At 68.2% G+C, this 12,356-nt stretch carries 7 protein-coding genes and 1 tRNA gene; 5 read left to right on the top strand and 3 right to left on the bottom strand.

Translation table 11 applies throughout. From position 1 onward, the window contains the following. Positions 1-56 precede the first annotated feature (56 nt). From LXB15_RS19055 to LXB15_RS19045, 3 genes are all read left to right on the top strand, one after another. On the top strand, positions 57-2,069 hold the full coding sequence (locus LXB15_RS19055; protein WP_233949935.1) for a response regulator: 2,013 nt from the start codon (positions 57-59) through the stop codon (positions 2,067-2,069). A gap of 359 nt (positions 2,070-2,428) precedes the next feature. Further along, positions 2,429-3,820, top strand: coding sequence for a FecR family protein (locus LXB15_RS19050; protein WP_233949934.1), 1,392 nt, complete (start codon positions 2,429-2,431; stop codon positions 3,818-3,820). A 52-nt stretch (positions 3,821-3,872) separates the two neighbouring features. Beyond that, positions 3,873-6,650 carry an EAL domain-containing protein gene (locus LXB15_RS19045; RefSeq protein WP_233949933.1) on the top strand — a complete coding sequence of 926 codons (2,778 nt, stop codon included), beginning with the start codon at positions 3,873-3,875 and terminating at the stop codon, positions 6,648-6,650. Positions 6,651-6,684: 34 nt separating this feature from the next. Here the strand turns inward: LXB15_RS19045 and LXB15_RS19040 are convergent. The 3 genes from LXB15_RS19040 to LXB15_RS19030 all read right to left on the bottom strand — a co-directional run bounded on the left by LXB15_RS19040 (position 6,685) and on the right by LXB15_RS19030 (position 9,231). Further along, positions 6,685-6,761 (bottom strand) — tRNA-Arg (locus LXB15_RS19040). A 290-nt stretch (positions 6,762-7,051) separates the two neighbouring features. After that, positions 7,052-7,459: a hypothetical protein gene (locus LXB15_RS19035; RefSeq protein ID WP_233949932.1), complete on the bottom strand. Its 408-nt coding sequence runs from the start codon at positions 7,457-7,459 to the stop codon at positions 7,052-7,054. A gap of 65 nt (positions 7,460-7,524) precedes the next feature. After that, positions 7,525-9,231, bottom strand: coding sequence for a BCCT family transporter (locus tag LXB15_RS19030; RefSeq protein WP_233949931.1), 1,707 nt, complete (start codon positions 9,229-9,231; stop codon positions 7,525-7,527). Between the two features lie 428 nt (positions 9,232-9,659). Between LXB15_RS19030 and LXB15_RS19025 the strand changes: the two genes are divergently transcribed. Beyond that, complete coding sequence (locus LXB15_RS19025) at positions 9,660-10,811, top strand: GNAT family N-acetyltransferase/peptidase C39 family protein (protein WP_233949930.1); 1,152 nt, start codon at positions 9,660-9,662, stop codon at positions 10,809-10,811. Between the two features lie 8 nt (positions 10,812-10,819). Beyond that, a complete protein-coding gene (locus LXB15_RS19020) occupies positions 10,820-12,274 on the top strand; it encodes a RimK family protein (protein WP_233949929.1) in 1,455 nt (484 codons plus the stop codon). Positions 12,275-12,356 lie beyond the last annotated feature (82 nt).

Raw genomic sequence — 12,356 nt, 5'->3', positions numbered from 1 at the left:
AACGGAGGTCGAAGCCCGGGCGCGCCCCGTCGGGCGGGCGGGATTCAACCTCCGGCGTGTCGCGTCCGAAAGTGCTGGCCGTCGACGACGACCCGCGCAATCTGCTGGCGATCGAGGTCGTACTGGAATCGGTCGCGGACGTGGTGCTGGCGCGCTCGGGCGAGGAGGCGCTGCGACTGCTCCTGAAGCACGAGTTCGCGGTCATCCTCCTCGACGTTTTCATGCCCGGTCTCGACGGCTACGAGACGGCCCGCCTCCTGCGCCAGCGCACCCAGTCCAAGCGCACCCCGATCATCTTCCTGACCGCGATCAACAAGGAAGACGCGCACATGCTGCGCGGTTACGACATGGGCGCGGTCGACTACGTCTTCAAACCGTTCGAGCCGACGATCCTGAAGTCGAAGGTCGCGGTCTTCGTCGACCTGTTCAACAAGACGCGCGAGATCCGCGAGAAGGCCGATCTGGAGCAGCGCCTGCTGGAGCAGAACCTCAGGGCGAATGCGGAGAAGCTGCAGGTCGAGCAGGCGCTGCGCCAGTCGGAGGAGCGCCAGGCCCTCATCCTGCGCTCGCTGCCGCTCGCCATGTACGTGTCGGACCGTTCGCTCGCCGACGCGTCCCTGCACTTCATCGGCGGCGACCTGAAGAACCTGACCGGCTTCGAGAGCAGCGCGTTCGAGGCCGACCCGTCCTTGTGGGCGAGCCGGGTCCACCCCGACGACCAGCGCTCCCTGAAGAACCTCGCAGCCACCCTCGATGCCAGCGGCGCTGCCGTCGCGCAGTACCGATGGCAATGCGCGGACGGGACCTTCAAGCACTTCCTGAACCACATCATCGTCCTGAAGGGGGCCGACGGCGCCGCCACCACGGTCGCCGGAACCGTCTTGGACGTGACGGACCGGCGCGAGCTCGAGGATCAGCTCGTCCAGGCCCAGAAGATGGACGCGATCGGCAAGCTCACCGGCGGCATCGCCCACGATTTCAACAACCTCCTGGCGTCGATACTGGGCGGGCTGAAGCTGATCGAACGACGCATCCAGCCGACCGATGAGGTCCAGAACATCATCAACCTCACCCGGCATGCCGCCGAGCAGGGGGCCGGCCTCATCAACCGCATGCTGACATTCTCCCGGCGCCAGCAACTCGACCCGGATGTGCTGCATCTCTCGGACCTGACCGCGAACATCGAGGGCCTGGTGGGACCGACCCTCGGCGGCCTGATTCGCCTGAACTGGCGCGTCGACGACGATGTCTGGCCGGCATTCGTCGATGCGCGCCAGCTCGAACTGGCGCTGATGAACCTGATCATCAATGCGCGCGATGCGATGCCGAACGGGGGGACGATCACCGTCCGCGGGGAGAACCGATCCATCTCCAGCGACAACCACGTCAACCTTCCGGCCGGCGACTACGTGATCGTGGTCGTCGAGGACACCGGCTGCGGCATTCCCGACGACATGATCGAACGGGTGATCGAACCGTTCTTCACGACGAAGGACGTCGGCAAGGGGACCGGTCTCGGGCTCTCCACCGTCTACGGCTTCGCCAAGCAGTCGGGCGGCACGCTGAAGATCGCGAGCAGCGTCGGCCGCGGAACCCAGATCGGCCTTTGGCTGCCGCGATCGGATGTTCAGGGCCGGCAGGAACGGCACACCCGTCTGTCGACCGAACCGAAGGCCCCGGCCGTCAGGGGCACCGCCGTGATCCTTCTGGTCGACGATTCGAGCGGCCTGCTGGCGACGACGGCGGCGTTGCTGCGCGACCGCGAATTCGAGGTGGTCTGTGCCGGCGGCGGTGCCGAGGCGCTAACGATTCTCGAAAAGGATCCCGACCGTTTCGATCTCATCATCACCGACTTCGCCATGCCGATGGTCTCGGGGGTCGAGGTCGTGCGCTTCGCCCGCAATCTCAGATCCGACTTGCCGGCGATCATCATCACGGGATATGCCGACGTCGCCGCCCTGGGCGATCGCCCGGCCGGCGTGCCGGTTCTCAACAAGCCGTTCAAGGAGGAGGCGCTTCTCGATGCCATCCTCTCGGTGACGTCGAAGACCGAACGCGCGGCCTACTGAAACGCGGATGCCACCACGTGCGTCTCGACGCCGATGACCCTCCAAGCGGGCTATCGGCGTCGCCGACGCGACTGCCGATCGGTGCGCCGCCTGATCGGCCGCAACTCCTCGGCTTCGACCATGTTTCGAGCCACGGCGGCGAACACGCCAGGCGGCTGAACAGGACATCAGCCCGACGTTCGTGCCGACCGGATGCCTCTAGGCAATCAGCGTGCCGCTCGCCGCCATGTACGCCGGCGACGAGGCGGCATGTCTGTCGACCGGTAGCCATGCCGCAAATGACGCGATTCACCCTGCCGAATTTAACATAAGTGCAGGACCTGAAGGTAATGATCGCCCGATCAGCCTTCGGGGACAAAATGAGCAGACTATTCTTCTTGGCAGGTTTTCTGCTTCTGGCTGGCGTCCAGTCCGGACTGGCCGCGAACTGGCTCGTCGAGCGGGTGTCCGGCACCGCTTGGGCCGTCGCGCAGGGCCGCGAACAGGTACGGCTTCGCCCGAGAATGGTCGTTCCCGAAGGGATGACGATCGCGACCGGCGCCAGCGGCCGTGTCCGGCTGGTCAGCGACGGCAACGCCATGCTGGTGTCGCCGAATACGCGGGCGGTCGTCGTGCCCGGCACGAGACCGCGCGAGACCTTCGTCGTCCAGCAGGCGGGAGACATCGAGTTCGACATCCAGAAGCGGGGACGGCCGCATTTTTCCATCCAGACTCCCTACCTGGCAGCCGTGGTGAAGGGGACGCGATTTACCGTTAGCGTCACCGGCACGGCATCGCTGGTCGACGTGAGGCAGGGCCTGGTTTCGGTCCGGGATCTCCGGAGCGGTCAGATGGCCAATGTCGGCGCCAATCAGCGGGCGAGCGCCGGTGCGAGCCTTGCCGGCCTGCAGACCGCCGGGACCGTTGCCCCGGGAGTGTTCCAGGGAACGCCGACGCCGCCGGCGGTTGCCCCGGTGGGCCGGGATCACGGGAGCTTCCGGTCCGAACAGGCGTCGGACCCGGCAAGCCCTTCCGCCGCTGCCGAGAGCACGGAGAGCGGCGCGGCCAACGGCAGATCGGGGACGGCGTCGCGCTCCGGCAGCCTCGGCGGGCTCGGCGGTCGCAGTGACGGCGGCCGCGGCGGCAATTCCTTCGGCAGAGGCAGAAGCGATGCCGCCGCCCGGGGCGACCTGGGGCGCGGGAACGGGAACTCGCGTAGCCGCCAGGACACGGTGCGTGGGCTCGGCGGACGAGGCAATGGCGAAGGACACGGCAATGCCTTCGGCGCAGGCAGCAACCGATCTGCCGGCCGCGACCCTGCCACCGCGCAATCCGGCAGGGGACGCAGCAACGCGGAAGGCAGCGGTCGCGGCGGTCGCGGCGGCGGCATTGGCGGACGCGGAAACGCGAACGCCGGTGGCGGGAACGCCGGCGGCAACGCGAACAGCGGGAACGGAAACGGCGGCGGCGCCAACGCAAATGCCGGCGGGAACGGTGGCGGACACGGGAACGGCGGTGCCCAAGGAAACGCACCGGGCAACGCCGGCGGCAACGGTCACGGACATGGAAACGGCGGTGCCAACGGCAACGCGCCCGGCAATGCAGGCAACCCCGGCGGAAACGGCAGCGCCAACGGCAACGCCGGCAACCCCAGCGCTGGTGGCGGGAACGCTGGCGGCAACGGTAACAACGGCAATGGAATCGGCGGTGCCAGTGGACATGGCGGCGGCAACGGCAACGGAAACGCCGGCAACGGCAACGGCAGGGGCTGACGCGGTCGGTCCGACGGCTGCCTAGTCGCCTCCTTCAGCAACAGGATCCCGCTTGGCCCAGGGGCGCTACTCTCGACTGCTGCGAAGTGGTGTGATCCTGCTGGCGATCGGCCTGAGCGTGGTGGCCCTGCAACAGGTCGGCCTCACGAGGGCGCTCGACAACGAACTCACTGATCTCCGGTTTCAGGCCACGAACCGTCTGCCGACCGGGGAGATCGTCCTCGTCGATATCGACGCCAGGAGCCTGGCCGAGACAGGGGTGTGGCCGTGGCCGAGAAACCTGCACGGGGAACTCGTTCTGGCGGCGGCGGAGGCGGGGGCTGCCCGCGTCGCCTTCGACGTGGACTTCAGCGCCTTTTCGACGCCCGAAGCCGACACGGCGTTCGCCGCCGCGCTCTCGCGGACAGGCATCGAGACCGTCCTGGCTGCCTTCGTTCAGGAGAGCGCAGCCGGCAACGAGCTGATGCTCCCGTCGCTGCCGATCTCTCTTCTCCTGCAGCACGCCTGGCCGGCGATGGTCAACGTCCCGCTCGATCCGGACGGGCTGGTGCGGCGCGCACCCTTTCCCGTCCGGATCGGCGCCGAGACGATCTCCGCCATGCCGTCCATCCTCGCCGGCCGGGACGGCTCGGACGGCCTGTTCGGGATAGATTACGGGATCGATGCCAGCCGCCTGCAGCGGGTCTCCTACGTCGATGTGCTCAACCAGCGTCTGCAGCCGGGCGCACTCGCCGGCAAGACGCTGATCGTCGGCGCGACGGCGCTCGAGCTGCAGGACCGCTTCTCGGTGCCGATTCATGGCGTGGTCTCCGGCTCGACCGTGCTCGCGCTGGCCACCGAGTCCCTGCTCCAGGGGCGCGCCCTCGCGTTCCTAGACATGCCGGCGATCCTGGTGATCGTCCTCGCCCTGGTCGCCCTGCTTCTGTGCGCGCTGGTTCCGACGCGGCGCGTGCTGATCGTCCTCGGAGGCCTCGCAATCACCGCCGAGGCCGTCGCGCTCCACCTGCAGGCAACCCACGCCGTGGTGGTCGGGACCGCCCTGCTGCAGGCGACCCTTGCCGGCTTCGCGCTGTTCGCCGTCATGCGCGAATTCGACATGCGCCGGCTGCTGCTCTGGGCCGCCCGCACCGAGGTGAAGAACGGACGGAGCGTGCTGGAGCGCGTCATCGAGGATGGCTTCGACGGCGTGGTCATCTTCGACGACCAGGACCGGATCGTGCGGATGAACGAGATGGCGTGCGAGCTGCTCGGCTGTTCGCCCGGTACCAAGCTCGCCGGGCTGCCGCCTTTCATCGTCGAACGCCTGCCCCTCGTGCGCGAGGCCTTCAGGAAGGACGCGCCGGTCCCGAAGGACGGGTGTCTCGAGACGCTGGTTCCGGAAGACGAGGCTCCGCGCATACTCGAATACACCCTGGCACCCTTCTGGATGGAGAAGATCGCGGCCCTGGACGACGCGGTCTCCGAGGATGCGGTCTATGTCTGCCTGAGGGTGCGGGACGTCACGGAGCGCGAGCTGGCGCAGGAGAAGATGCGTTTCATGGCTCTCCATGACGGCCTGACGGGCCTCGACAACCGGCATTCCCTCGAAGAGCAGCTGGACGCGGCGCTGAAGCAACGGGCGCCGGGCACCGGGCTCGGGATTCTCTCCTTCGACCTCGACCAGTTCAAGGCCGTCAACGACGTGCTCGGGCATTCGGTCGGCGACAAGGTGCTGATCGAGATGGCGCGGCGCGCGGGCCGGGTGATCGCCCCGCCCGCCGTGCTCGCGAGGACCGGAGGCGACGAGTTCATGGCCCTGCTCGGCGCCGAGACGGCGGAAGCCGCCCTGGCCGATGCCGAGGCACTCGTCGCATCGCTCGGCGAGATCTTCCACGAGGCCGGGCATCGGATCGCCGTCGCTGCCAGCGTCGGCGTCTGCTGGTGGTCCTCGGAGGGGGGAACGGCGAGCGCCATGATGCGGCAGGCGGACGTGGCTCTCGACCGGGCGAAGCGCGCGGGCAGTGGCTCGGTCGTTCTGTTCGAACCGGCGATGGAAGAGGACCGCCTGGCGCGGCTGGAACTGGAGGCCGACCTGAACCGGGCCTTCGAGAACGACGAGTTCCAGGTCTTCTATCAGCCGCAAGTCGACCTGGTGTCAGGCGAGATGGTGGGAGCCGAAGCGCTCCTGCGCTGGCAGCATCCCACAAGGGGCTTCGTCTCGCCGGCTGTCTTCATCCCGGTGGCGGAGGAGACGGGCCTCATCCATCGCCTGGGGGCGTGGGTCCTGACGACGGCATGCCGGGAGGCGATGCGGTGGCCGTCGACCATGAGGATCGCGGTCAACGTCTCGGCAGTCCAATTCCTGACGGGCGACCTGGTCGCTGCCGTGGGCGATGCGCTGGAAGCGTCCCGGCTTCCTGCCGAGCGTCTCGAACTGGAGATCACGGAGTCGGCCTTCGTCGAGGACAGCAAGGGCATCGGCGAGATTTTCGACCGGTTGCTGGCCCTCGGCGTCGGCTTTGCCCTCGACGATTTCGGCACCGGCTATTCCTCGCTCGGCTATCTCCATCGCTTCCCGGTCTCCAAGATCAAGATCGACCGAAGCTTCGTCTCCAACGTGCCGATGGACGGACAGGCGATGGCGATCCTGCGCTCGATCCGGGCCCTCGCCGAGGGACTCGGCATCAGGACCATCGCGGAAGGCATCGAGACGCCCGAACAGGCCGAGACCCTGCGCATGATGGGCTGCCAGCACGGGCAAGGCTATCTCTTCGGCAAGCCGGTCGACGCCGTGGCGATGCAATCGCGGCTGCGAGCCGACAGCCGTCAGCAGCGCGTTATCGTCGCTTGATCTGGCCAAGATGGCCGCCTTGCGTGTGATTTGATGGTGCACCCGACAGGATTCGAACCTGTGACCTCTGCCTTCGGAGGGCAGCGCTCTATCCAGCTGAGCTACGGGTGCCAGGGCCGCCGCGGGGGCGGGCCGGATATCGTCACTCGATAACCGATCCGGCCGGCGCCCGCAAGGAAGCTTCGCGCGTCACCGCGCGGGAGGGCGATGCGGGGCGCCGGGCGTGGGCCGGATGGTGGGCCGCGGGCGGTCCTCGTCGGCGCCACCGCAGCCGCCGGCCGGGGGAAATTCCCGTCGGTCCGTCTGCCCCTTCGAGCCGTCCGCTCGCCGGCGGCGAGCTTCTTGCGAGGCACGACGAGGCAGAGCGTCACGCCGTCATCGGCATGAGCCGGGCGAGGCGCCTAATCCGTTTCGCGGGTGAGCGCGAAATGCTCGACCACGCTCGGCTGGATCACCTTGGCGACCATGACCACCATGACCAACTGCGCGTCCATATTGTCGCCTTGCGCCATGGCCCGTTCGATCCGTTCCTCCACCTGAAGGGCGAGGGCCGTGTCGTTGGCCCCCGCGAAACCTTCGGCGCCGATCATGCAGTAGGCGAGGAGCTCGGCCGCCGACCGGTAGGATTGCGGCGCCGGCTCGGCGCCGATGGCGTCGTCCTTGAGCAGGTTGACCACCGTCAGCTTCACCGCCTCGGGGACCATGCTCGGATGCAGGTCGACGGAGCGGAGCGCGCGATCCAGTTGCCGCAGATCCCCCGACCGTCCGAAGCGGCCGAACAGGCCGAGGGAGGAATTTCGCCTAGCCAATTCGCTGATCCAACGTGAGCGCCTCCGAGGTGGCCCGGCGGCAGTGCCGCCGGCCGAGGGCGATTTTAGCCGATCGGTGCCGACCGGGATCCCTGCGGCGCGATTTTTGCGCCGCTGGTTGATGGGAGGGGGCCGGTCGCGTCCGGCTCGTCCGACACCTTGTCGAACTCGCTCAGCGACGGGCGCTTGCCGATCGTGACATGGTCGATGTCCTCGTTGGCGAATCCGCGGATCAGCGCGGGGATCATCAGGCAGACCAGCAGGAAGATCGGCAGGCCGACGACCGTGATCACCTGCTGCAGGGCGGTCAGGCCGGCTTCCCCGGCGAGCAGGATCAGCGTCGCCGCGATCATTCCCTCGGCCAGGCCCCAGAACACCCGCTGGCGGACCGGACCCGGTTCCGCCGTGCCGGTGCAGAGCATGTCCACGACGAGGGATGCCGAATCCGACGAAGTGGCGAAGAAGATCGCCACGACCAGTACGGCGATCCCCTGCATCAGCGGCGCCCAGGGAAGCTCGGCGAAGAAGGCGAACATCGCCAGCGGGACGGATTCGGTGACGGCGTCGCTGATCGCCCCGGCGGCCGGGCCCATGGCGGCGCGCGCGTCGACGCCCAGCCCGTCGAGAGCCAGCGCCTGCCAGCCGAAGACGGCGAACCAGATCACCGTGAACAGCGACGGCGCCAGAAGCACGCCGAAGACGAATTCGCGGATCGTCCGCCCGCGCGAGATGCGGGCGACGAACAGGCCGATGAAGGGCGACCAGGTGACGGTCCAGGCCCAGTAGAAGACGGTCCAGTCGCCCTGCCAGCCCCAGGGCCCGGTGCCCATGCCGCCGCCATGCAGCATGTCGTTCCAGAACGCCAGCCGCGGCAGGTTGGACAGGTAGAGGCCGAACGTCTCGACGATGCCGCGCAGCAGGAAGAGCGTCGAGCCGGTGAACAGTACGAACAGCAGCAGGCCGACCGCCATGCCGATATTGATGTTCGACAGGACCTTCACGCCCTTGTCGAGGCCGGCGACGATCGACACCGTCGCGATCACGGTCAGGCCGCCGAGGATGGCGAGCCGCAGGAGCGTGTCGTCGGTCCAGCCGAAGAGCGCCGACAGGCCGGCCGCCACCTGCGACGAGCCGAGCCCGAGCGACACCGCGACGCCGAACAGGGTGCCGAGGATGGCGACGATGTCGATCGCCTTGCCGACGGGGCCGTGGATGCCTTCGCGCAGCAGCGGGTAGAACACCGAGCTGACCCGTACCGGCAGGTCGTAGCGATTGATGAAATAGCCCAGCGCCAGGCCCGGCAGCGCGAAGATCGTCCAGGTGTGGAGCGCCAGGTGGTAGAGCGAGATCGAGATCGCATCCTGCGCGGCCTCGAAGGTGAACGGCTCGACGCCGGGCAGCGGCGGCGACTGGTAGTGGCTGATCGGTTCGGCCACGCCCCAGAACATCAGCACCGTGCCGATGCCGCCGGCGAACAGCATCGTGAACCAGGACAGGTTGGTATATTCCGGGCGCGAGTCCCTGGGGCCGAGACGGATGTGCCCATGGCGCGACATCGCGGCGTAGATCAGGAATCCCAGCCAGACATTCACGCCGAGAATGAAGAACCAGCCGAGATTCGTCACGATCCAGGCGCGGCCGTCGGCAAAGGCGTCGCCGATCGGTCCCGGGGCGATCACCAGCAGGACGACGAAGACCAGGCTGAGAGCGGCAGACCAGAAGAAGATCGTCGGATCGACCCGCAGCCCCAGCCTGTCCGCCAGGGATTTCACGACGCCGATCCCGTTCTACCCGACAATTCGAACATGCTACCGTCCCGTCTGTTTCTGCCCGTTGCCACCGATCTTGCCCCATGCCGGTCGCTGCGTTGCTGGAACAGTGACCGCAGCACGAGAATTCGACGCCGCAATCCCCGTACCGCATCTTTCCGCTTTCGGCCATGTCGAAGGGACGCTCTCGGATGTTCCGTCGCCGGAGCGCCGCGGCGAGACGCTTGAGTCCCGCGAAGGGGGCCCGGCGACAGGTGTGAGCCTTGCGACGGCGGCGATGCCGTTCGCGGGCGCCGGACCGGCTCTGCGGGGCGGCCGCGCGGGCGCCCTCGGCGGCGTCGCAGCCGGGCGCGGAAATTCCCGTCGCCATCGCGGCGCACCCGATCTATAGATTCGCACCGGCGCCGGTGGGGCGCCCCTGGCTGTGCTTCATGTCGCAAGCGTTCCGTTCCGCCTCGCCCGTCGCCGACCTCGTCCTGCGGCGTGCCGGCCCCGACGACGTCGAGCGGCTCGAACGCCTCGAGATCGAGGCCTTCGACGCAGACCGCATTTCCCGCCGCTCCTTCCGCCGCCTGGTCGCCGCGTCCAGCGCCATCCTGCTCGTTGCCGAGACCGCCGGGGCGGGTCCCGACGCGCCGTTCGCCGGCTATGCGGCGCTGCTGCTGCGGCGCGGCACCGGGCTCGCGCGGCTCTATTCACTGGCGGTGGCGCCGGGGGCGGCGGGACGCGGCGTCGGCCGGGCGCTGCTCGAGGCCGCCGAGAAGATCGCCTACGAGAGCGACCGCATCGCGCTCCGGCTGGAGGTGCGCGAGGACAATGTCCGCGCGCTGAAGCTCTACCGGTCGGCCGCCTACCGCCGGATCGGCAGGAGCCTCGACTACTATGCCGACCACAGCCCGGCGCTGCGCTTCGAGAAGACGCTGCGCGGCGACACGGCGATCGATACCGGGGTTCCCTATTACGCCCAGACCACCGATTTCACCTGCGGGGCCTGCTGCCTGATGATGGCGATGGCGCGCGACGTGCCGGATTTCCCTCTCGAGCCGGTGACCGAAATCCGTCTGTGGCGGGAGGCGACGACGGTCTTCATGATGTCGGGGCCGGGCGGCTGCGACCCCTACGGCCTGGCGGTGGCGGCGCACGAATTCGGCCTCGACGCGCAGATCCAGGTCTCCGAGCCGGGCGATCTGTTTCTCGAGAGCGTCCGCAGCGCCGAAAAGCAGGTGGTGATGGCGCTCGCCCAGGAGGATTTCCGCCGCCGCGCGGTCTCCTACGGCATCCCGGTGCTGATCCGGCCGTTCACGCTGGTGGACCTGCGCGCCGCGATCGCGGCGGGCAAGACCGCGGTGGTGCTGATCTCCGGCTACCACATGTTCGACAAGAAGGTGCCGCACTGGGTTCTCGCCCACGGGGACGACGGACGGCACATCGTCATCCACGATCCCTGGGTGGCCGACGAACGCGGCGAGACGGCCGCCGACGCGGCCAGCCTGCCGATCCCCTACGAGACCTTCGACCGGATCGCCCGGTTCGGCAAGGTCGGGCTCAGGGCGGCCGTCTTCCTCTCCAGACGCGAGGCCTGAGTTCCGTCATGTCGCAATGGGTGGTTCTGGTCGGCCGCGGCGCCGACCTCGACAACGGCCTGACGCCGCACAAGATCATGACCAGCCGGGAGTATCTGGCGCGGCCGGGCCTGTTCCAGGGCCAGCGGCCGAAGATCATCAACCTGTCGCGCTCCTACGCCTACCAGAGCCGCGGCTACTATGCTTCGCTGCTCGCCGAGGCGCGCGGCCACCGCATCATTCCCTCGGTCGAGACGATGATCGACCTGTCGGAGAAGAAACTCTACGAGAACGCCCTGCCCGAACTCGACGCGGTGCTCGGCAAGGCGCTGGGCGACGCGCCGATGCCGGAATCGCCGATCAGGGTGTATTTCGGCTACGGCGAGGACCCGCGCCTCGACCGCTTCGCCAAGCTGGTGTTTGACTGGTTCCGGGCGCCGGCGCTGGAGATCCACCTGGAGGCGAAGTCGGGGCGCCCGGCGATCCGGCGGATCGGCTTCGCCTCCATCGGCAAGCTGGACGAGCCGCAGATGGAGCGGCTGCTGGCGGCGATGGCGCGGCACACGGCGCGCGAATGGCGCGAAGCGAAGGCCAAGACGCCAGCGAAATACGCCTTTGCGACGCTCTACGATCCCAAGGAGACGCTGCCGCCTTCCTCGGTCGCCAGCCTCAAGCACTGGGCGCGCATCGCCGGCCGGCTCGGCGTCGACGTCGAGCCGATCACCCGCAGGGACCTGCCGCGGCTCGCCAATTTCGACGCGCTGTTCATCCGCGAGACGACCTCGATCTCCAACCACACCTACCGCTTCGCCCGGCGCGCCATGCAGGAGGGGATGCCGGTCATCGACGACCCGATCTCGATGATCCGCTGCACCAACAAGGTCTATTGCAACGAGCTGATGGCGCAGAACGGCGTCGCGACGCCCCCCTCGGTGATGATCGGCGGCAAGGAGGACCTGGTGCGGGCGGCCGACCTGCTCGGTTTCCCGATGGTGCTGAAGATCCCCGACGGCTCGTTCTCGCGCGGCGTCAAGAAGGTCGACGACAAGGCCGGGCTGGAAGCGCTGGCGACCGCCTGGCTCGAGGACAGCGACCTCCTGATCGCGCAGAAATTCATGCCGACGCGCTTCGACTGGCGCATCGGCGTGCTCGGCGGCGAGCCGCTCTTCGCCGTGCAGTATCTGATGGCCGGCGAGCACTGGCAGATCATCAATCACGAGGCGGGTGGGCGGCCGCTGGAGGGCGGCTTCCGGGCCTTCTCGCTGGCCGACGCGCCGCCGCACGTGCTGGACGCCGGGCTGAAGGGCGCCCGCTGCATCGGCGACGGTCTCTACGGCGTCGACCTCAAGGAAACCGACGACGGCGTCTTCCTCATCGAGATCAACGACAACCCCAATCTCGAGCACGGCGTCGAGGACGCCGCCGAGAAGGACGAGGTCTGGACCCGGCTCACCCGCTGGTTCATCGACAGAATAGAGCGGTAGCGGGGCGGGAGCCGTCGGCGCGATATTAAGTTGCGAAGCCACCAAACGGGCTCGGCGACGAGCGCTAGGAAATGGCTGAGTT

The sequence above is a fragment of the Aurantimonas sp. HBX-1 genome (assembly GCF_021391535.1).
Classification (GTDB): domain Bacteria; phylum Pseudomonadota; class Alphaproteobacteria; order Rhizobiales; family Rhizobiaceae; genus Aurantimonas.
The sequence above is the reverse complement of the archived record's forward strand: the minus strand, read 5'-3'. Positions and strand labels throughout refer to the sequence as shown.